Source organism: Undibacterium sp. 5I1 (assembly GCF_034314085.1).
Taxonomy (GTDB): Bacteria; Pseudomonadota; Gammaproteobacteria; order Burkholderiales; family Burkholderiaceae_D; genus Undibacterium.
On record NZ_JAVIWI010000001.1, the window covers coordinates 4,026,026 to 4,047,405 of the forward strand.

Below are 21,380 nucleotides of genomic sequence, written 5' to 3' on the forward strand. Positions count from 1 at the left end.
TCAGGCAGCCTTGCTAGTTTGTTGCTGATGCTGCGACAGCAATTGCTCTGCGACAGCTAAGCCTGATTTCAAGCCATCTTCATGAAAGCCATATCCAGTCCAGGCACCGGCAAACCAGGTGTGTGCCTGACCTTGGATTTGGTGTAAGCGAGTTTGTGCTTGTATGGCCTTTTGATCAAACACGGGATGCGCATAATCAAAGCTGGCCAAGACTTTTGCCGGATCAGGCTCGCTGATCGGATTTAAGGTCACGATCACTGGTGTACTGAATGGTAAAGGCTGCAATTGATTAATCAGATAATGTACGCAGACCTTGGGTTCGGCACCGCTCTCACTTTGGTAATTCCAGGCCGACCAGGCTTTTTTCTGCTCGGGTAAAAAGCGGGCGTCGGTATGCAATACCGCTCTGTTGGGCTCATAAGTGACTGCCGATAAAATGGCCCGCTCGTTGGTGGAGGCGTCTGCCAGCATGCGCAGGCTCTGGTCGCTATGAGTTGCTAAAACGACGTGATCAAATTCTTGCAAACCATCTTTGGTCTGGATCTGTACCGTCTTTTTGGGTGTGCGGTGGACCGCCAGAACAGGCGTGTTTAGATAACGATTTGGTAGCTCTTTGAGCATTTGATCGACATAGTGTTTAGCTCCGCCTTTGACGGTTTGCCAGCGCGGTCTGTCATTGACTTGCAACAAGCCATGATTGTGGCAAAACTGTACAAACGACGACAAAGGAAAGGCCATCATCGCAGCGGTAGGGCAAGACCAGATGCAGGCCGCCATCGGCAGTAAATACCAGGAACGGAATTCTGCGCTGTAGTGATGCTTATCTAAAAAAGCGCCGAGCGAAAGCTGAAAATCATTATTACTGTTAGCTGATGCTGTTGCCGCTTCTTTCGCCGCATTGGCCAGCGCCGTAGTTTGCTTGTTAAAACGTAAGATGTCTCTTAGCATGCGCAAAAAGCCGGGGCTTAACAAATTGCGACGTTGTGCGAAAACAGTATCAAGATTGGCGCCCGCCCATTCCATCATCCGCTTGCCGATGGGCATTTTTACCGAAAATGACATGTCGGTAGCGACGGTTTCTATCTGAAGTTCTTTAAATAGCTGGACTAGATTGGGATAGGTTTTGTGGTTAAACACTAAAAACCCTGTATCGACACCATAAGTGCAGCCGTCTAGGGTCACATCTACGGTGTGCGTGTGTCCACCAAAATAATCATTGGCTTCAAACAAGCTAACGTGATGTTGCGCCTGGGATAAGCGATAAGCGCAAGAGAGGCCGGAGATGCCGGAACCGATGACTGCAATTTTCATCATATTCAAACAAGGAAGGTAGTAGTCTATTAATATAATTGCAAAGTTACTTTGCTTCTACTGTCTTTTACGCATGACTTGAGTAAACGGATTCAATTCCAATGATTTACCTACACAAAGACAATCTTTGATTCGCTGATCGGATTGCTGAATCTTTATGTTTAATTTCCACGTATAAAAATGGGCACGCTCTAGCGCACCCATATTTACAACGATACATTAATTACTGACCGATCTTTGCTATGACCCGTTCTTTATAGTTTTGCCCCTGATTATTTACTTTGCGACCCGCAATTAAGCTTATTGCGCCAACGCTTTTTCGATATCTGCGACCAATTTTTTATCGTCTGGCGTAGTCACGCTGGAGTAAGCCGCTACGACATTGCCTTTGCGATCGATCAGATATTTATAAAAATTCCATTTTGGTGTGGTGCCGGTTGCCTTGATTAATTCTGCATGCAAGGGATTGACGTCTTTTCCTTTGACCGATGATTTAGAGAACATCGGGAATTTCACGCCGTAGGTATTAAAGCAAAAATCGGCGATTTCCTTGCTGTTACCTGGTTCTTGCTGACCAAAATCATTGGATGGAAAGCCGAGCACAACCAAGCCTTTAGGATTATATTTGGCGTGTAACGCTTCCAAGCCTTGATATTGGCTGGTAAAGCCGCAGTAGCTGGCAGTATTCACAACCAGAGTCACTTTGCCGGCGTACTGACAAAGATCTTGTGGCGCATCGTCTTGTAAGCGGTTAAACGTATGGTGTAACACGGCAGGGCAACTTGCGGTAGTGTCTGCCAGTGCAGTATCCGGGATTGCAACGCTAGAAATGCCAGCAACCAAGCTGAATAATAATGCGCCGCTGATTTTGTGAGAATAAGACATACATGCTCCTTGATTACGATGACATCCAATTTGACTTGGTTTGCGTATCTTATATTAAGTTGAAAAATTCTGTCATACCCCAACATGAACAGAAAGTAGACCCAGAATTTGCACCATCTCAGAGTATGTTTTTGTGGATAAATCCTGATTTGCTCATCTGAGGAATGTCCCGCTTTCGATTTTTATTTGTCGTGAAGCAGTCATATCTGTCTGGTAAAATCGAGTAAATATTTTTATTTTTGCTGTAACTTTGTAAGGGTCATTATGCTTTACCCAGAACTGTTTAAATCCTTAGAGCAAGTCCGCTGGAACATGGATACCGACATCAAGTGGGATCAGTACGATGCTTCTAAGTTGACGTTGGAACAGGCGCAAACCATCAAAATGAACGCGATTACCGAATGGTCTGCATTGCCTGCCACAGAAATGTTTTTGCGTGATAACCGGGGCGACAGCGATTTTTGCGCTTTTATGTCCATCTGGTTTTTTGAAGAGCAAAAGCATTCTTTGGTCCTGATGGAGTATCTGCGTCGCTTCCACCCGGAATTGGTACCAACCGAGGAAGAGCTGGATAAAGTTCGCTTTGAATTTGATCCTGCCCCACCGCTAGAAACCCTGATGCTGCATTTTTGCGGCGAGATTCGCTTAAACCATTGGTATCGTTGTGCCTCCGACTGGCACACCGAACCCGTCATTAAACAAATTTATAAAATCATTAGCCAGGATGAAGCACGGCATGGCGGCGCCTATTTGCGCTATATGAAAAAAGCCTTGGGCGAAGCAGGCGATACTGCGCGTGCAGCTTTCGCCAAGATCGGCGTCTTGATGGCATCAGCCCGCCGCACGGAAAAGCCTTTGCATCCGACCAATTTGCATGTCAATCAATCGCTGTTTCCTAATGACACCATACAAAGCCGCTTGCCAGATCCTGATTGGCTGGAGCGTTGGTTAGACGGGCAAATTAATTTTGATATCGTGTGGGAAAAGAAAGTCATAGAACGTATTTTGCATAATATGTCGCTACTGTTTGAGCGTACTTTTGAGTCGGTACAAGATTTGAATCGCTATCGTAAGGAAGTGTCACAAAGGTTGGCTGCGAGTGACAATGCGGTGCTGGCGGCTGGCGTGGTGCCAGGCGCTGTTTAAGATTGATGGCTAGCCTCGGCTGGTCGTGAATCTGATTTGGTTTTACTAAAAATAGCTGCATTTTTTTGCGGCTATTTTTTATAAATATTTAATATACTCCCCATTATTTTTATAAAAAATGCCTTATTGTCCAGTTTTTATATGGACGATTAAAATATACATACTGGGAGTATATTGACAGTTGTTTGCAGGAATCGTGAAAATTATCTGGCACCAGGAGTCTTATCCGGTATCCGTTTTTATCAGCATTCTGCCTACTGACATTGGCCGATGGATTGAATCGATAGCAAAATAAATGGACTATTTCGAGAACAAAATCACCAGCTTCGCTGATCTGCAACAACGCGTCGCCGCCTTGCCAAAACCGGTCGTAATGACCAACGGTGTATTTGATATTTTGCATCGTGGTCACGTCACTTATCTGGCGCAAGCACGCATGTTAGGTGGTTCTTTGGTGGTGGCGGTCAACACAGATGCATCGGTCAGACGCTTAGGCAAGGGCGATGACAGGCCGGTCAATCAATCTCAGGACAGAATGGCGGTATTAGCCGCGTTGGAAGCGGTCAGCCTGGTCGTGGATTTTGATGACGACACTGCCTTGCAGGCGGTGCAACTGGCGCACCCGGACATCTACGTTAAAGGCGGCGATTACGATATGAGTGCCATCCCCGAAGGCCAGGCAGTATTAGCCTATGGTGGTCAGGTTGCTGCCATTGAATTTGAACATGATCGTTCTACCAGCCAATTATTAGCGCGAGTGCGCTCACAAAAATAAATAGAACCTGCGCAAGACGATTCAAGTTGTGTTGCAGCGCTCGCACTTAAATCGCGGTGGCGTTATTGCTCTGCGCGGCACATGCCATTTGCGTTGCTGCGAAGTGGTAGCGGTCTAATGGACAATCTGGGTTTAAACTTCAACCCGCCAGTAGCCGCTCAAAATCCTCCGGCGGTATCGGTCTGGAAAACAAATAGCCTTGCGCAAAATCACATCCGGCTTGCTTTAATAAGTCACGCTGCTCTTCGGTTTCTACACCTTCTGCAATCACTTTTAATCCTAGCTTGTGTGCCATGACAATAATAGCTTCTGCCAAGGCGCTATCGCTTGATCCTGGTGTCATGTTACGGACAAAGGATTGATCAATTTTGAGGTAATCGATGTCGAATTTTTTTAGATACGATAGCGAAGAATAACCAGTTCCAAAATCATCCAACGCAACTTGCATCCCTGCATCGCGGAACTGTAATAACTTATCGCTGACGAGGGTGCTGGCGTCCAATAGCAAGCCTTCAGTAATTTCGATAGTAATTGCCTGGCCGGGCAACTCTGCTTCATGCAAATGATTAATCCAGTTCGCATAACGAGAACCGTCGCGTTGGAATTCTACCGGTGATTGATTAATGCTGATTTGAAAATTCTTCTGCGCCGGATATAGGTTTCTCCAGCGTTGCAGCCAACGTACTGAGGCTTTAAAAACAGTCTCGCCAATATCAAAAATCAAGTCACTGGTCTCAGCAATGGCGATGAATTCCAGCGGGCTGATAAAGCCTCGTTGTGGGTGCTGCCAGCGTATTAAGGCTTCCGCTTTTTGGATGATCCCAGTGTTTAAGTCAATAATTGGTTGGAAATACACGGAGAGTTGCTGCTCTGCGATGGCGATGCGTAAATCGCTACCCAACCGCAGTCGCGCCAATGCTGCAACTTGCAGACTGGGTGTAAAGTAATTAAAACGATTGCGACCGGCATTCTTTGCTGCATACATTGCCTGATCGGCGTTCTTCAATAAGTCGTCTAGGCTGACGGCATCATCTGGATACAAGGTAATGCCAATACTGGCCGATAAAAACACTTCTTCGTTCGCCAGTTGAAAAGAGCTAGACATTTTTTTGATAATGCTTTGTGCGATCTGCTCTACGTCTTCCGGGTTATGTTGATCTGGAAGCGAAACAGTAAATTCATCGCCTCCTAATCGGGCGACTGTGTCGGATTCTCTGACGCAAGTGAGCAGCCGTTTGGCAGCTTCTACCAGCAGGATATCGCCGACAGAATGGCCTAGCGTATCGTTCACTTCTTTGAAGTGATCCAGATCAATAAATAGTACGGCTAGTGAGCGGCCATTACGCTTACTTTTCTTGATATCTTGCTCAAGCCGGTCATAAAACATGCGGCGGTTTGGCAACCCGGTCAGCGTATCGATATTGGCTTGCTGCCAGATCATGGCCTCGGCATTTTTACGCTCGGTAATGTCTAGGTGCGTACCTACCATGCGCAGTGGCTTTCCGTCATGATCACGCTCTACGATGGTACCGATGGATTGCAGCCAGCGCCATTCACCAGTGCGAGTTTTTTGACGAATTTCAACGCGATATTCGGGGATTTTTCCGGCTAGATAATCCTGGTAAATAGTACTTGCTTTATCTACGTCATCGGGATGCAGACGAGCGAACCAGGCGTTGCTGGTTTCATTCATTTCTGCAACGGTATAGCCAAGCATATTGGCATATTCTTCGTTGACGATGGTGACACCGGTTTGCACATTCAGATCGTACAAACCTTGATGATTTGCCAGCAGCGCCATGCGCAGACGTTCGGCACTTTCCTGCAAGGCGGTTTCTGCATTTTTACGTTCTGAGATATCGGTATGGGTACCGATTACGCGTACTGGCAAACCTTGGGCATTACGTTGTATGACGGTACCGCGGGTCAATATCCACTTCCAGGTACCGTCCTTGCATTGCACCCGATGTTCGTTCAAATAAATCGGCGTGAGGCCATCAAAATGCGCCTGACGGTCGGCGTACATTTGTGCCAGATCTTCGGGGTGAGTGCGCTTGTCTAGCTCTTCCGATAAGTCATTAATGTCGGTGCCGCCGTAGCCGTAGATTTCTTTCAGTCTTGGCGAGAGTATCTCTACCCCGGTTTGCGGGTACCAATCCCAGACCCCGTCGCCTGAAACTTCCAGCGCCATTTTCCATAGCTCTTCATTTTGCTTGTACTGTTCTTCGCTTTTCTTTTGCTGAGAAATATCCTGCACAAAAGCGTACACACCGCGTACGCCATCAATATCCATGTCTGGGTAGAGTTCTATCGTCACCCAGCGGTCATTGCCGGTGACGTATTTCATATACGTTTCAAAAGAGACAAATTCACCGGTGAGCGCGCGACTAAGATGAGGGAGTGATTTTTCAAATGCCTGCTCACCGACGACGACCGACACCTTCAGACCAATCACTTCGGTTTTATCGTAGCCAAACCATCGCTCATAAGTTTTATTGGCGAACTGGTAGCGATACTCTTTGTCGATATATGAGATACAGACAGGCAAGGCGTCAATCAGATTCATCAGATCATGATTCGAATTTTGAAAGCGTTGATTGACCTGTTTGGTAGTACTGATGTCTTCCACCATGCCGCGTACCGTACTGGCATGTTTGATCGCAGCGGCGTTGCTAAGTTGTTTGTCTGTATTTAGAATGCCGCGCTGTTGTAACCACTGAATTTCGCCTTTGGCGCTGGTCAGTTGGTATTCGATTTCGAACGGCGTGCCGTGGCGCACGGTGTTGTGCAAGGCATCTTGCAATTGCTGCCAGATATCGCTGGGATAGAAACTTTTAGCCTCAGCCTTGGAGAGCCGTGCTTTGCCGGGATCGCGGCCCATGATCGCGCACATCTGCGGTGACCAGACGAATTCTTCCGCTTCTTCATTCCAAGTCCATGTACCGACATTTTTCAATTGTGGCGCCTTATTGGTTGCTGTCCGGTCGTGCTCATTGGTGTTTCGCCATCATGCTTCAGTACGCTCAAGGGTCGCGGTCTGATCTTGCCGCATAAATATTAACGCGTCGCTTGGTAAATAGACATACTTTTTCAACTCAAACGATTTGTTGTTGCAGTTTGCCAAAACTAGCAGAGATAGTTGGGATGCCCGCCTCAGCTTGAATCTTGCTTTGGCTTGGGCGATGTTTATTCAAAACTATCTAACTTGTTGCAGCTTATTTGATCTGGTCCAAACTGACTAATGCGTTCCGTCATTGCTCGTTTTAATATCCGCTGAAAAAAGAAAACTGCTTTCTATGAGGTTATATATCGCATCAAACAAAGCGCGTTGTTTGCAATTTAGCGTCTATTTCTCAGGCTGAACTGTACCGGCAAGAAATACATACTCCTATGCAGTATTATTTGTTGTCCATATAAAGTATGGACAATCAGCCAATTTAGTGAAAAATGGTGGGGAGTATATGATTTCCTGCATCTTTAGACAGGATTTGGATGATCAGGCTCCGCCTGCAAAACCGTTTTGACGCCATGCCTCATACACCACGATGGCGACCGTGTTGGACAGATTGAGACTACGGTTGTCGGGGCGCATCGGTAGCCGTATTCTTTGCTCGCTCGGGAAGGAGGCGCGTAGCTCGGGCGCTAATCCGCGTGTCTCTGCGCCAAATACAAAATAATCACCTGGCTGAAACTGTACGGAGGCAAAGGTGGAGGAGCCATGCGTCGTCATCGCAAACATACGCGTCAGATCGGGTTGCTCTTGCTCTAAAAACGCGGCGTAGTTTTTATGTACTTTCATCGTGGCGTAGTCGTGATAATCCAGACCAGCCCGCTTCATCTTGCTGTCATCCAGCGGAAAGCCGAGAGGTTCAATCAAGTGCAACTGCACACCTGTATTGGCGCATAGACGGATAATATTGCCGGTATTCGGCGGGATTTCGGGTTCGACCAGAACGACGTGGAACAAGGTGATTTCCTTTCAGCAGCGCTTTTTGTGCCGCTATAAATATGTTAGTTTTGTTAGTGTATTAGTGGGGCAGGGTTCGGGCAAAAACATAATTGCTGATTCTACGTACGCCAAAACGTTTTAACACAGTAGCGATTTCATGCAGCGTGGTGCCGGTGGTCATGACGTCATCGACGATGCCGATATGCTTACCGTAAATTTGTTCGATCAATAGCTCGTTCGGGATGAAGGCGTTACGGACGTTTTTTTGTCTCTCATCAGGGTGCAGGCTACTTTGTTGGGCAGTGTTGCGGGTGCGTTCCAGCAAGTCGGGTAAAAATGGAATGCCAAGCTGACGAGATAAAGGTTTGCCAATTTCAACTGCCTGATTAAAGCCACGCTCAATCAATCTTTGCTGGCCTAGCGGCACCGCTGCCAGCAGATCAGGTAAATCGCCTTTAGCATCTTGAACAATCGCGTCGCGTAGCAAGTCGGATAATAGCGGCGCTAACATGAGCTGGTGTGCAAATTTGAGCGCCAGGGCTAATTGATCTACGGGCGCTACGTAATTGCAGGCGACGACAGTGTGATCAAAGCTGGGTGGGTTTGCGATGCATTCGCCGCAGCGCACTGCACCAGACGGTGTTTTTTCGATTGCAGCCGTCTGCGTGCTTTGCTCTATTTGATCTGATGATGTCGGTAGCGGTGTTAATAATGATGTTAGTAGCGGCAGCGCGCATTGGCTGCAACGCGATACGCTTGCAGTGAAAAAATCCTCATAACAATCGGTACAGATCAATTCAGATTTTCTTGCAGACTTGTTTGACAGATGCAGGCCGCATAACGCGCACGAGGACGGCAAAAACTGGACAGTTTTTGCGAGCTGTGTGCTGATGGTGGTCGCTATTTTGGCGAAATGCATAGATGGCATGCGGCGAATTGAATGACAAGCGTGTAAACTCTGCGCATTATCGCACCCCCTCACACTGATTGCCATGCTCAGCGCCCCCATTGATTTAAGTCGTGTTCGTCGTTTGTTTGCCGATCCCAAAAAACTGGCGGGATCAGAATTTTTGCGTCGCGAAATCGCTAGCCGTATGCGGGAAAAATTAGAGCTGGTAAAAATACAGCCAGAACGTCTTTTGGATGCTGGTTGTGGTGAGGCAATCGATCTGATTCATATGCAGAGTTTGTTTCCGCAAGCGCATTTATTGGGGATTGACGCATCGCTGCCGATGTTAAAGGCGGCGGCTGACAAACAAGTTGCAGCACAGAGTGCGGTTAGTCGCCTGTTTGCCAATTTGTTGCCTGCGGGTTTGCGCTCAAGTTCCCGTGCGAGCTTGCTCTGCGCCGATTTTGCCCGTTTGCCGGTAGCGGCGAATACCGTCGATCTGGTCTGGTCGAATCTTGCTCTGCATTGGCATCCGCAACCCGATTTGGTCTTTGCTGAATGGCGACGGGTGTTGCGTACCGAAGGTTTATTGATGTTTTCTTGTTTTGGGCCAGATAGTCTGATCGAATTGCGTCAGGCCTTTGCAAAAATTGACGGATTGCCGCATACCTTGCCTTTTGTCGACATGCATGATTTTGGCGATATGCTGGTGAATGCTGGTTTTTCTACACCAGTGATGGATATGGAAAAAATCACTCTGACTTACAGCGATGTCGAAAAACTGTTTGCCGATGTGCGCGCCTTGGGCGGCAATCCTCTTCTTACACGGCGCCAGGGCTTGTTGGGCAAACATGATTATCGTCGTCTGTGCGACGCATTACTGCAGATGCGCGGTGCCGATGGCAGAATTCCGCTGACATTTGAGGTGGTATATGGCCATGCATTCCGGCCAATACCCAAAAAATTAGCATCAGGAGAATCCATCATTCGATTGGATTTTCCCAAAAAGTAATTTGGTGTAGCGAAAATATTTTATAAATTTACCGAAAATAGCAAATTTTAAGTGTCGTAATCTAGGCTCAATTTGCGCTTAATATTGGCGATTTGAACCGCATTCCGCTTGATATACCGCGGCTTTACGCCTTATACTCTCGCAGTTGTGGAAGTTGCCATCATGCATTGACGATCATTGTTGAGTTAGAACACTAAGATATAACTTGAAGATGTAGTAAGAGTTCAATAGGGATTCAGTAAGCGCGTGTTGCAAATTAGGCACTTCTGTTAAAAGCATTCTAATGGGTTTTTTGGGGAAATCATGAAATACGCGAAGCGATTACCGTCGTTAATGCTTGGTGCCTCGCTCCTGGCGGCAGGTATGCCATCATGGGCAGTGGTGGATAGTCAGGGCGGTCCTGCAGTGATGCAGTTGAACTTGCAGACACCAGTGACGCAGATAGCATCACAAATTTATTCACTGCATAATTTGATGCTCGTGATTTGCCTGGTTATTTTTGTGGCTGTTTTCGGCGTGATGTTTTACTCGATTTTTAAACATCGTAAATCAGCAGGTCATAAAGCGGCGACTTTCCACGAAAGTACCACCGTCGAAATTCTCTGGACTATCGTTCCATTCGTTATTGTGATCGCTATGGCTTTGCCAGCGACTAGAACAGTAGTAGCAATGAAAGATACGTCCAACGCAGATATCACGATCAAAGCAACTGGCATGCAATGGAAGTGGGGTTACGACTATCTCAAAGGCGACGGCGAAGGGATTTCTTTCTTGTCCACGCTGGCAACTCCAAGATCCCAGGTCGGTTCTCCTGGCGTCGCTCCCTCTGAAGCACGTGGTGACAACTACTTGTTAGAAGTCGATAACGAAGTGGTCGTGCCGGTCAATAAAAAAGTTCGCCTGATTACGACTGCGAACGACGTCATTCATTCCTGGACTATCCCTGCATTTGGCGTAAAACAAGATGCGATTCCTGGTTATGTTCGTGATACCTGGTTTAAAGCAGAAAAGACCGGTACTTACCGCGGTCAGTGCGTAGAACTGTGCGGTAAAGAACACGCGTTCATGCCTATCGTCGTCAAAGTCGTCTCTGATGCAGACTATAAAGTCTGGGTGGATGGTAAGAAAAAAGAAATGGCTGCAAAAGCAGACGACCCAAGCAAAGTCTGGACAGTGGATGAGTCCAAAGCGCGTGGTGAAAAGATTTATGCTGCCAATTGCGTAGCTTGCCACCAGGCTAATGGTAAAGGCGTACCAGGCGCATTTCCCGCCTTGGATGGTTCTGCCGTTGTGAATGGCCCTCGCGCCGGACAAATTGATATTTTGCTCAACGGTAAAAATAACAAAATGCCTGCATGGAAATCAGTTTTGTCAGATACAGAAATTGCTGCTGTAATTACTTACACGCGTAATAGCTGGTCGAATAAAGCCGCCGAAAATATCGTTCAGCCAGCAGAAGTGCTCGCTGCTCGTAAGTAATAGCATAGTAAGAACAGGAGAAACTGATGAGCTCTACTACAGTCGCGCACGCTCACGACCACGCACATGACGATCACGCTCATGACCATCCACATGGCTGGCGTCGTTACTTATTTGCGACCAATCATAAAGATATCGGTAATTTGTATCTGTGGTTCGCATTCACGATGTTGTTGTCTGGCGGTGTCTTAGCACTGATTATCCGTAGCGAATTATTTCAGCCTGGTCTGCAATTAGTTCAGCCGGAATTTTTTAACCAACTGACGACTATGCATGGTCTGATCATGGTGTTCGGTGCGATTATGCCGGCTTTCGTTGGCTTCGCTAACTGGATGATTCCGCTGCAAATCGGCGCGTCTGATATGGCGTTTGCCCGTATGAATAATTTCTCATTCTGGTTGATGCCTCCTGCTGCATTGTTACTACTAGGCTCGTTTTGGGTTCCAGGTGGTGCAACTGCTGCCGGCTGGACATTATATGCACCGCTGTCCACGCAAATGGGACCTGGTATGGATATGGCGATTTTCGCTATTCATATCATGGGTGCTTCTTCGATTATGGGTTCGATTAACATCATCACGACAATTCTGAACATGCGCGCTCCTGGCATGACTTTGATGAAGATGCCGATGTTTTGCTGGACCTGGTTGATTACAGCTTATTTGCTGATCGCTGTAATGCCTGTACTGGCTGGTGCGATTACGATGACACTGACTGATCGTCATTTCGGTACGTCGTTCTTTAACGCTGCCGGTGGCGGTGATCCTGTGATGTACCAACACATTTTCTGGTTCTTCGGACATCCAGAGGTGTACATCATGATTCTGCCTGCGTTTGGTATCGTCTCGCAAATTGTTCCCGCCTTTGCCCGTAAGCCTTTGTTTGGTTATGCCTCCATGGTCTATGCAACATCGTCCATCGCGATTTTGTCTTTCATCGTTTGGGCGCATCACATGTTCACAACAGGTATGCCAGTAACAGCGCAGCTGTTCTTCATGTATGCCACGATGCTGATCTCGGTTCCTACAGGCGTGAAGGTATTTAACTGGATTGCGACAATGTGGAGAGGCTCTATGACTTTTGAGACGCCAATGCTGTTCGCAATCGGATTTATCTTTGTATTTACTATGGGTGGTTTTACTGGTTTGATTCTGGCCGTAACGCCAATTGATATCCAGTTACAAGACACCTATTATGTGGTCGCTCATTTCCACTACGTATTAGTTGCTGGCTCTCTGTTTGCCTTATTTGCTGGATACTACTACTGGAGTCCGAAATGGACTGGTTTTATGTACAACGAATTACGTGGCAAGATCCATTTCTGGGGTTCGCTGATTTGGTTTAACGTCACCTTCTTCCCTATGCATTTCTTAGGGCTGGCAGGTATGCCGCGCCGTTACGCAGACTATCCTGCTCAATTTACTGATTTCAACCAAGTTGCCACAGTTGGTGCGTTTGGATTTGGTTTGATGCAAGTTTATTTCCTGTTTGCGGTCGTTATACCTTCCATCAAAGGTGGTAAGCCAGCGTTGGCAAAACCTTGGGATGGCGCAGAAGGTCTGGAATGGACAGTTCCAAGTCCAGCTCCTTTCCACACGTTTGAAGAACCACCAACCGTAAAATAAATTGGAGTAGAGCGTGTTCATCGCGCTCTTAAAAATAATGAGTAATAACAAGAAGGCCAATAACACTAGAACAGGGTTGATTCTGTTCACTGTTGCCTTAGTATTTTTTGTTGGTGTTATCGTTAAACAATCGTTTTTCCGCTAAGGCTAGCTAATGTCGGATGAGATAAAGCCAGACAAGTTTGGTCGCAAGCAACTGAACGCCAATATGCTGGGTAAGTTATTGGTGATCGCGGCATTGATGTTTGGCTTTGGTTACGCGTTAGTACCTATTTACAAACAAATTTGTGAATTGACTGGCGTAAATATCCTCACTCCGAAAGATATTTCTGTAAAGGAAATTTCTAATTCGCAGATAGATCGTTCGCGTGAAGTGATTGTTGAGTTTGATGCAAATACCCAGGGGCCGTGGCGTTTTCGTCCTACCGTGTCTAGCATGAAAGTGCATCCGGGTGAAATGACGCAAGTCCTGTATGAAGTCGTAAATAAGCAGTCATACAAGATGGACGCACAGGCAATTCCCAGTTATGCGCCACAACAAGCGGCTGCCTACTTTAAAAAAATGGAATGCTTTTGTTTTAAGCAGCAAACATTAGAGGCAAACGAGGCAAGACAAATGCCTGTAGTGTTTTATATCGACCCTGAATTGCCTAAAGAAGTGAAGACAATAACCTTGTCGTACACATTTTTTGAGGTTGGTGGCAAACCAAAAACTGCAGCAGTCGATGCAGTACCTAAGGGTTAATCAAGGCTGATTATGGGTGAGCTAAAGCAGGCAAGTAAGCGTAAAGCTTCATTTTTTGTAACGATGAAGGCAGTATTCTGGTCATTTCTAGGAATACGCAAAAAATCTGATTATGAACAGGATGCAGCGCAACTAAATCCTGTTCACGTAATACTCGCTGGCATACTCGGAGCGATTATCTTCATAACGATACTGGTGTTAATAGTTAAAAGTGTCGTAGCAAAATAAAGTAAGAAATTAAGTCTAAAAATTGTATCGGGAGATGGAAATGAGTTCTCAACACGCTAACGCACCATATTACTTTGTGCCGGGTCCGTCCAAATGGCCAGTTCTTGGCGGCACGTCTTTATTGTTGACCATGTTGGGCGCTTCAGCATGGGTTAATGGTGTGACATGGGGTGCGTATTTAAATTTTGCAGGTATTTTTCTTACGTTGGTTGTTCTGTACAACTGGTTCGGTGATGCAATTGCTGAGTCGGAAGGCGGGAAATACAGCGCTCGTATCGATGTTTCTTTCCGTTGGAGCATGAGCTGGTTTATTTTTTCCGAGGTGATGTTTTTCGGCGCATTCTTTGGTGCACTATTCTATGCTCGTAGCATCTCTATGCCTTGGTTAGCAGATCTCGATCATAAAGTCTTATGGCCAGATTTTGCAGCACACTGGGGTAACACAGGTCCGGCAGGAACCATTGAAGCGTTTAAAACAATGACGCCGTTTCCTATTCCAACTATTAATACAGCTTTGCTCTTGACGTCGGGTGTAACACTGACTCTCTCGCACCATGCTCTGCGTGCAGGACACAGAACGCAAACTGCGATCTGGTTGTTTGCTACGATTTTGTTGGGCGCAGTTTTTATGGGATGCCAGGCTTACGAATATATCGAGGCTTACCATGATCTGAATTTGAAACTGACTTCAGGTATCTACGGTTCGACTTTCTTCTTGCTAACTGGATTTCATGGCTTCCATGTAACGATGGGTGCGATTATGTTATCGGTAGTTTTGTACCGCGTGTTGAAAGGTCATTTCACGCCTGAGCAGCATTTCGCTTTTGAAGGCGCTGCATGGTACTGGCATTTTGTCGACGTAGTCTGGCTCGGCTTGTATGTTGTAGTTTACTGGTTGTAGTCCTTATTTCACATTAACAAAAAGCCGCACAATGTGCGGCTTTTTGTTAATGTCTCATCTGTTGATGAGTCTCAATCCATAAGGCTAGCGGATGCCTGTAGGTTGTATCAGTCCAAAATGATTAGCGAGTAATATCAATAAAAACAAGCTGATCGAAAATCCAACTCTGAATGCCAGAGCTTTTACCGTACGGTTACTTTTTCCCTTATCTTTCATCAAAAAAACTAATGCTGAACCCATGCTAAAGATAATCAGGAAAAAAGCGATTGCGACTAGAATTTTCATATTGTCCTGCCAATTAACCAAACCCTCATTGTAATGCTTAATTTTAATGCGCTATTTGAAAGATGAACAAGTTTAGATTTCGCTTGATTCCCTTGGTTGTCACAATCGCTCTGGTTATACTTGGAGTGAGCTTGGGGCAATGGCAAAGCAGAAGAGCGTTGGAAAAAGAATTGATAGCACAGGCCCTAGAACAACGTGGGCAGATGCCTCCGTTGGTGCTTGGTACATTTGAACCAAGACTTCCAGAATCAAGCTATAGACGTGTCAGCTTAACGGGTCAGTTTGAAGCGGAGTGGCCAGTTTATTTGGATAATCGTCCTCTACACGGTGTCGCAGGATTCTATGTCGTGATGCCATTTAAAATACAGGGCACAGACAAATATGTTCTTATAGGGAGAGGATGGCAACCTCGTGATGCAAATGAACGTACCCGTATGAAGCCATTAATCACCCCAAATCAGCCGATCACCATTGAGGGCGTTTTGCTGGAAAATTTTGGACATGTCATGCAGCTAGGACAGATGGGCGGTTTGAAGCCGGGTGCTATTATTCAAAACCTGAACCCTGGAGATTTAGCTAAAAAAACTGGATGGAAAGTACAGGAGTTTGTCGTAGAACAAACTTCATTATCAGATGACGGTTTGCAACGTGATTGGCCTTTACCATCGTCTGGTTCGGATAAGCATAGAGCATATGAATTTCAATGGTACGCACTGTCCTTAATGGCAGTAATTTTTTTTGTAGTAACAGGATATCGTCGTGGAAAAAATAAATAATCAACATGCAGGTCGCTGGAAACTTTTTTTGGTCTTAGCTGTTTGTGCTGCACCAATGCTACTGTCGTATTTGTTTTATTTTGTGATCAAACCAGAAGGTCGGACTAATTACGGCGCAATTCTCGATCCTCGTCTTTATCCTATTCCAAAGTTGGATAGCGTCTTGCTGGGCGGTGAATCAAAGGAATTGAGTGCTTACAAAGGTAAGTGGTTAATGCTGCAAATTGATAGTGGCTCTTGTGCTACTGCATGCCAAAAAAAGATGTACGACATGCGTCAGCTGCGTCTGGCGCAAGGCAAAGAAATGGATAGGATGGAAAGAGTTTGGTTGATTACGGATGATCAACCGATTGATACTGTGTTGATCCGCGAATATGATGGAACGCACATGCTGAAAGTATCTGCAGACAAGTTAAAAAAATGGCTGCCTGTCGATGCAAATACACAAATTAGCGATCATATTTATATGATTGACCCTCTGGGTAATCTGATGATGCGCTTTCCTAAAGATGCTGATCCCAATAAGATAAAAAAAGACATCAGTAAATTATTGCGCGCTTCTGCCATCGGTTAGATCAGATTATGTGGATACAATTACTCATCACTGGCTTACTCATAGCGGTTTTGCCATTAAGTCTGGTTTGGGTGTCAGCCGATCAAAATAAATATCGCAAGTTAATTGCTGTTACTTTATTTCTGACTTTTGATCTGATTATGTTTGGGGCGTTTACCAGACTCACTGATTCTGGCTTGGGTTGTCCTGATTGGCCGGGTTGTTATGGCGAGGCTAACCCATTTCAGTCGCATAGTGCAATTCAGGCTGCCCAAACGGCAATGCCGCATGGCCCTGTAACGGTCACTAAAGCCTGGATCGAGATGATTCATCGCTACCTTGCGATGAGTGTGGGTGTCCTGATTTTGGCTCAGATGATTATCGCCTGGTGGCATCGTAAAAGTACAAAAAACTCGGTCTTTTTGCCTACGGTTTTATTACTGCTGGTTTGCGTGCAAGGTGCGTTTGGCGCCTGGACGGTGACACTTAAATTGCAGCCCATTATCGTGACCACACATTTGTTGTTGGCAATGGGCTTGCTCGCTATGCTGGCATACTTGCATGCACAACAAAGTCATGCCTTGCAAGCTGTATCGAGGGAGAGCAATGCCAGCGTGATTAATGCAAGTATGAGCCCAATCATATTGCCAGCAACTGTTGCATTGATTTTCGTTGTGATGCAAATTGCTTTGGGAGGATGGGTTAGTACTAACTACGCTGCACTAGCCTGTCAAGATTACCCTTTGTGTAATGGACAGATAATACCTGATATGGATTTTAACCACGGATTCTCTCTGTGGCGCAAATTAGGTCAAACCATGGCAGGTGATTATTTACCGTTTCAGGCACTGGTTGCTGTACATTGGGTGCATAGGAATTTTGCTCTGCTGGTCATTGCGGTCGTTGCTTGGGTTGGATATAAAGCCAGTAAAACCAAGGGCTTGTCGTCCTTGGGCAAAAAGATATTGCTGGTGATTACCATACAATTTTTGAGTGGTGTATCTACAGTCTACTTTTCCTGGCCGCTTTTTATTGCGGTTTTGCATAACGGTGGAGCTGCGCTGCTGTTGCTATTGCTGACCATGTTAAACTACCGCGCCAGGCATTTGAAAAACGTCTAAGTTATATGTGCCTGAAATCGGCCTGACATCGTGTATGTCCCCTCTCTTTAGTTCAATATGACGTCACTTAGTATTCCCTCTAACCGATACGCCCAGTACTGGGCTTTGACCAAGCCTCGTGTGACGCAATTGGCCGTTTTTTGTGCGGTGATTGGTATGTTTTTGGCGACGCCTGATCTGCCTGACTGGCGCTTGGTGGTCGCTGCTACGATCGGTATCTGGTTGTTGGCTGGTGCTGCATTCGCCATTAATTGTCTGGTTGAACGTGAGATAGATTCTCGCATGGCGCGTACCGCTCGCCGCGCATCGGCACAGGGTGAAATCGGGCCGATGCAGATTTTGATTTTTTCTGGCGTGATTGGCGGTCTTGGTATGTGGGTTTTGTACGCGCTGGTAAATCCGCTGACGATGTGGCTCACCTTCATCACCTTTGTCGGTTATGCCGTGATTTATACGATTATTCTGAAGCCAGCCACGCCACAAAACATCGTGATTGGCGGATTATCCGGTGCGATGCCGCCGGCGCTAGGCTGGGCCGCGATTGCTAACGATGTTCCTATGCAGGCATGGCTGCTGGTATTGATTATCTTTGTCTGGACGCCACCACATTTCTGGGCTTTGGCGATGTACCGTCGCGATGATTACGCCAAATCAGGTTTGCCGATGTTGCCGATTACGCATGGTTTAGAATTTACTCGTTTCCATATCTGGCTTTATACGATTGCTTTATTCGCTACCACGATGTTGCCTTACGCGGTGCATATGAGTGGTCTTATCTATCTTGCCAGCGCAGTGATTTTGGGTGCCATTTTCTTATGGTACGCATGGCGTATTTATCGTCACTATGACGATGCCTTAGCACGTAAAACTTTTACCTTTTCGATTGTATATTTATCGCTGCTATTTGCAGCCTTATTGGTCGATCACTACATAAAATTATGACTACTATGCTGCGTTTAATCGGAATTATATTGGTGTTGTGTTTGTCTGCTTGCGATAAACCAGCACCCCAATTTATGAACACTGATCTGACGGGATTAGACTACGCCAAAGATTTTGCGCTAACAGATCACAATGGCAAAGCCCGCACCTTGGCCGACTTTAAAGGTAAAGCAGTAGCAATATTTTTTGGTTATACCCAGTGCCCCGATGTTTGTCCTACGACAATGGCAGAGATGGCTACGGTCATGAAGCAGCTTGGAAGTTCGTCCGATAAGGTTCAGGTCTTGTTTGTTACTATCGACCCTGAACGTGACACGCAAGCCTTGCTTGCCGCTTATGTTCCTAACTTTGATTCCCGGTTTTTAGGTTTGTATGGCGATGCTGCTGCGACTGCCAAAGTAGCAAAAGAATTTAAAGTGTTCTATCAAAAAGCACCAGGTTCGACGCCAAGTTCTTACACCATGGATCACACTGCTGGTACGTATGTGTTTGACCCTGAGGGACGGATTCGTTTATTTGTACGTAACGGGCAAAGCACCGATGCTATTGTTCATGATTTGAAAATATTACTTCAATAGGACTTACGCAAAACTGCCCTAGCTGCGTAAGTCCTGTTAATAAAAAAGGCGCTCAGTTCAGAACTGAGCGCCTTTTTTTCTATGCCTTCTGTGCCGTTAGCTAGTTAAGCAAAGCTCGCTAAAGCGCCTTTCATTTTCTTCAATGCTGCACTTTCAATCTGGCGAATACGTTCTGCTGATACGCCGTATTCGCTAGCCAATTCATGCAAAGTTGCGCCTGAGCCGTCATCGTTTTTTAACCAACGAGATTCAACGATATGGCGTGAACGTGCATCTAGTTTGGATAATGCTGTTTCCAAGCCTTCGCTTTGCAGACGATCCCGCTGACGTGACTCTAGTACACGAGTCGGCTCTTCAGATTCTGTTTTCAGGTAGGCGATAGGCGCAAATTTATCATCTTCGTCATCGGTTGGCGCATCTAAAGCAATGTCGCGACCTGACAGGCGCATTTCCATCTCGATGACTTCTTCACGCTTCACGTCCAGAATTTTTGCCAGAGCGTCTACCTGTTTTGGCGACATCGAATCCAAACCCTCTTTATGGCTGCGCAGATTAAAAAACAGTTTGCGCTGTGCTTTAGTCGTCGCTACTTTGACTAAGCGCCAGTTTTTCAGGATGTATTCATGCATTTCTGCCTTGATCCAATGCATCGCGTACGACACCAGACGGACACCTTGATCTGGATCGAAGCGTTTAACGGCTTTCATCAAGCCGATATTGCCTTCCTGGATTAAGTCTGCATGTGGTAAACCATAACCTAAGTAGCCGCGAGCGATGGACACTACCAGACGCAAGTGCGACATAACCAGTTGCTGGGCAGCACTCAGGTCATTATTTTGTGTGAGACGTTTGGCGAGATCAATTTCTTGCTCATGCGTCAGCATAGGCAGACGGTTGACTGCCGAGATATAGGCGTCGATATTGCCCAGCGTGCCAGTAAAACCGAGTGCAAGCGCTGTGCTATCCGAAGTTGGCATCACAGATGTCGATGATTGATTCATTCTTCCTCCTTATTGCCGTCTATTTAGCGTGACTTTTGGGCTAAATCAGACATTTCAAGCCCTTATATTAGCACTCTCTTGGATTGAGTGCTAATACTCCAAATTTATATGCTTAAGCTAATTGATCGCTATTGAGTTTTGATTGCTTGTACGAAATAGCTATATTAATTTAGAGCAGGGAAACTTAGAAAAGTTGCAGCAGTTTTGCTTAAGTCTTGTTGAATTAAGGTTTAGCTAGCGCGTGCGAGTTGTCGGCGTACCGATAGAAAAGCACCAAATAGCCCGAGCACCACACTAGTCGCTAACAAGGCGAGGCTAGCCAACAATCCTAGCGGCACCAGGTGGAATTCCGATGCATAGAGTTTGGCGAATTCTGCAATTGCCTGATTCAGCGGACGCAGAGACACCGCAATCAGTGCCAATGCGGCGCAGCCAGCGAGCAATCCCAGTAGCGCGCCTGTGTAGTAATAGGGCCGGTGAATAAAGCTATTGGTCGCGCCAAGCAGACGGGCTATTGCAATTTCAGCCTGATGGGAGATCACTTGCAGACGCGTAGCGTTAAAAATCACCACGATCACCACCACGCTCAATGTAACCGCCAAAAATAGTAAGGATAATTGTAAAACTTGCACTAAAGCTGCCAGCCGTTTTACCCAAGCTGAATCAACTTGAACCACATCAACTCCTGGCAGACTTTTTAACTGCACTGTCAGAAACTCTACCCGGTTGGCATCTGAGTTGGATAGTGATAACACATAGGCGTCTGGTAGAGGATTTCCGCCCAGAGTCGATAAGACCTCTGCCAGGCTGGAGGTTTCTTCCATTGCCGCTAATGCTTTGTCCTTGGTCACAAAAGTGAGTTTGGCACTGACATTGGCATCTTTCAGTAGTTTTTTGATTGGCAAAGCTAATGCTATCGCGTCGGCGCGTGGTGTGTCTGGTGTCAAAAATACACTGATCTCTGGCTCAATCGAGAGCTGGGTTGAAATCGGGCGAATATTTTCGATCAGCGTTAATCCGGCAATCGGCAACGCCAAGGCAATCGCGACCACTAGAACGTTAAATAAGAAATTGCCAGGGCTGGCGCGTAGATGAGCCAACGCACTTTTTAAGCCAAACAAATGCTGACGAAACCAGACGGTCATATAATTTTTTCCTGTTGCTTCAGACTTGAGGTGT

22 protein-coding genes are annotated in these 21,380 nt (G+C 46.2%); 14 read left to right on the forward strand and 8 right to left on the reverse strand.

The genetic code is table 11. The features are described from left to right. Window positions 1–1,311, reverse strand: a complete 1,311-nt coding sequence (locus tag RGU72_RS17625) for an NAD(P)/FAD-dependent oxidoreductase (RefSeq protein WP_322120984.1) — start codon at window positions 1,309–1,311, stop codon at window positions 1–3. Window positions 1,312–1,611: 300 nt separating this feature from the next. Beyond that, a complete protein-coding gene (locus RGU72_RS17630) occupies window positions 1,612–2,196 on the reverse strand; it encodes a glutathione peroxidase (RefSeq protein ID WP_322120985.1) in 585 nt (194 codons plus the stop codon). A gap of 264 nt (window positions 2,197–2,460) precedes the next feature. Here RGU72_RS17630 and RGU72_RS17635 point away from each other — a divergent pair, with 264 nt between their 5' ends. Beyond that, window positions 2,461–3,342 carry a ferritin-like domain-containing protein gene (locus RGU72_RS17635; protein WP_322120986.1) on the forward strand — a complete coding sequence of 294 codons (882 nt, stop codon included), beginning with the start codon at window positions 2,461–2,463 and terminating at the stop codon, window positions 3,340–3,342. A 295-nt stretch (window positions 3,343–3,637) separates the two neighbouring features. After that, window positions 3,638–4,117, forward strand: coding sequence for a D-glycero-beta-D-manno-heptose 1-phosphate adenylyltransferase (gene rfaE2 / locus RGU72_RS17640; protein WP_322120987.1), 480 nt, complete (start codon window positions 3,638–3,640; stop codon window positions 4,115–4,117). Between the two features lie 139 nt (window positions 4,118–4,256). Here rfaE2 and RGU72_RS17645 read toward each other — a convergent pair whose 3' ends face one another. The 3 genes from RGU72_RS17645 to RGU72_RS17655 form a co-directional block, all read right to left on the reverse strand. Next, window positions 4,257–7,073, reverse strand: coding sequence for an EAL domain-containing protein (locus RGU72_RS17645; protein ID WP_322120988.1), 2,817 nt, complete (start codon window positions 7,071–7,073; stop codon window positions 4,257–4,259). A 540-nt stretch (window positions 7,074–7,613) separates the two neighbouring features. Then, window positions 7,614–8,084, reverse strand: coding sequence for a tRNA (uridine(34)/cytosine(34)/5-carboxymethylaminomethyluridine(34)-2'-O)-methyltransferase TrmL (gene trmL, locus RGU72_RS17650; RefSeq protein ID WP_322120989.1), 471 nt, complete (start codon window positions 8,082–8,084; stop codon window positions 7,614–7,616). A 61-nt stretch (window positions 8,085–8,145) separates the two neighbouring features. Then, a complete protein-coding gene (locus tag RGU72_RS17655; protein ID WP_322120990.1) occupies window positions 8,146–8,994 on the reverse strand; it encodes a ComF family protein in 849 nt (282 codons plus the stop codon). Window positions 8,995–9,058: 64 nt separating this feature from the next. Between RGU72_RS17655 and RGU72_RS17660 the strand changes: the two genes are divergently transcribed. From RGU72_RS17660 to RGU72_RS17690, 7 genes are all read left to right on the forward strand, one after another. After that, the gene (locus RGU72_RS17660; RefSeq protein ID WP_322120991.1) at window positions 9,059–9,967 is read left to right on the forward strand and encodes a methyltransferase domain-containing protein; all 909 of its coding nucleotides are present in this window, start codon (window positions 9,059–9,061) and stop codon (window positions 9,965–9,967) included. Between the two features lie 303 nt (window positions 9,968–10,270). After that, entirely contained in the window at window positions 10,271–11,446 is a 1,176-nt protein-coding gene (gene coxB / locus RGU72_RS17665) for a cytochrome c oxidase subunit II (protein WP_322120992.1), read from the forward strand. A gap of 26 nt (window positions 11,447–11,472) precedes the next feature. Further along, window positions 11,473–13,071 carry a cytochrome c oxidase subunit I gene (ctaD, locus tag RGU72_RS17670; RefSeq protein WP_322120993.1) on the forward strand — a complete coding sequence of 533 codons (1,599 nt, stop codon included), beginning with the start codon at window positions 11,473–11,475 and terminating at the stop codon, window positions 13,069–13,071. A gap of 37 nt (window positions 13,072–13,108) precedes the next feature. After that, window positions 13,109–13,216, forward strand: coding sequence for a cytochrome oxidase small assembly protein (locus tag RGU72_RS17675; RefSeq protein WP_322121675.1), 108 nt, complete (start codon window positions 13,109–13,111; stop codon window positions 13,214–13,216). 9 nt (window positions 13,217–13,225) lie between these two features. Continuing rightward, complete coding sequence (locus RGU72_RS17680) at window positions 13,226–13,816, forward strand: cytochrome c oxidase assembly protein (protein ID WP_322120994.1); 591 nt, start codon at window positions 13,226–13,228, stop codon at window positions 13,814–13,816. 12 nt (window positions 13,817–13,828) lie between these two features. Beyond that, complete coding sequence (locus tag RGU72_RS17685; protein WP_322120995.1) at window positions 13,829–14,044, forward strand: DUF2970 domain-containing protein; 216 nt, start codon at window positions 13,829–13,831, stop codon at window positions 14,042–14,044. A 40-nt stretch (window positions 14,045–14,084) separates the two neighbouring features. Further along, entirely contained in the window at window positions 14,085–14,945 is an 861-nt protein-coding gene (locus tag RGU72_RS17690; RefSeq protein WP_322120996.1) for a cytochrome c oxidase subunit 3, read from the forward strand. A gap of 84 nt (window positions 14,946–15,029) precedes the next feature. Here RGU72_RS17690 and RGU72_RS17695 read toward each other — a convergent pair whose 3' ends face one another. Continuing rightward, on the reverse strand, window positions 15,030–15,230 hold the full coding sequence (locus RGU72_RS17695; protein ID WP_322120997.1) for a twin transmembrane helix small protein: 201 nt from the start codon (window positions 15,228–15,230) through the stop codon (window positions 15,030–15,032). Between the two features lie 62 nt (window positions 15,231–15,292). On the opposite strand from RGU72_RS17695, the gene RGU72_RS17700 reads away from it, so the two are divergent. From RGU72_RS17700 to RGU72_RS17720, 5 genes are read left to right on the forward strand one after another with little or no spacing between them, the layout of a single operon-like run. After that, entirely contained in the window at window positions 15,293–16,006 is a 714-nt protein-coding gene (locus RGU72_RS17700; RefSeq protein WP_322120998.1) for an SURF1 family protein, read from the forward strand. A 55-nt stretch (window positions 16,007–16,061) separates the two neighbouring features. Next, window positions 16,062–16,580: a cytochrome C oxidase subunit I gene (locus tag RGU72_RS17705; protein WP_322121676.1), complete on the forward strand. Its 519-nt coding sequence runs from the start codon at window positions 16,062–16,064 to the stop codon at window positions 16,578–16,580. 8 nt (window positions 16,581–16,588) lie between these two features. Then, window positions 16,589–17,680, forward strand: coding sequence for a COX15/CtaA family protein (locus tag RGU72_RS17710; protein WP_322120999.1), 1,092 nt, complete (start codon window positions 16,589–16,591; stop codon window positions 17,678–17,680). 57 nt (window positions 17,681–17,737) lie between these two features. Next, complete coding sequence (cyoE, locus tag RGU72_RS17715; protein ID WP_322121000.1) at window positions 17,738–18,622, forward strand: heme o synthase; 885 nt, start codon at window positions 17,738–17,740, stop codon at window positions 18,620–18,622. A 5-nt stretch (window positions 18,623–18,627) separates the two neighbouring features. Beyond that, window positions 18,628–19,200, forward strand: a complete 573-nt coding sequence (locus RGU72_RS17720) for an SCO family protein (RefSeq protein ID WP_322121001.1) — start codon at window positions 18,628–18,630, stop codon at window positions 19,198–19,200. 104 nt (window positions 19,201–19,304) lie between these two features. On the opposite strand, the gene rpoH is transcribed toward RGU72_RS17720, so the two are convergent. Together rpoH and RGU72_RS17730 are read right to left on the reverse strand one after the other, a co-directional pair. Continuing rightward, window positions 19,305–20,201 carry an RNA polymerase sigma factor RpoH gene (rpoH, locus tag RGU72_RS17725; RefSeq protein ID WP_322121002.1) on the reverse strand — a complete coding sequence of 299 codons (897 nt, stop codon included), beginning with the start codon at window positions 20,199–20,201 and terminating at the stop codon, window positions 19,305–19,307. Between the two features lie 230 nt (window positions 20,202–20,431). Beyond that, a complete protein-coding gene (locus RGU72_RS17730; protein WP_322121003.1) occupies window positions 20,432–21,346 on the reverse strand; it encodes a cell division protein FtsX in 915 nt (304 codons plus the stop codon). Between the last annotated feature and the right edge of the window lie 34 nt (window positions 21,347–21,380).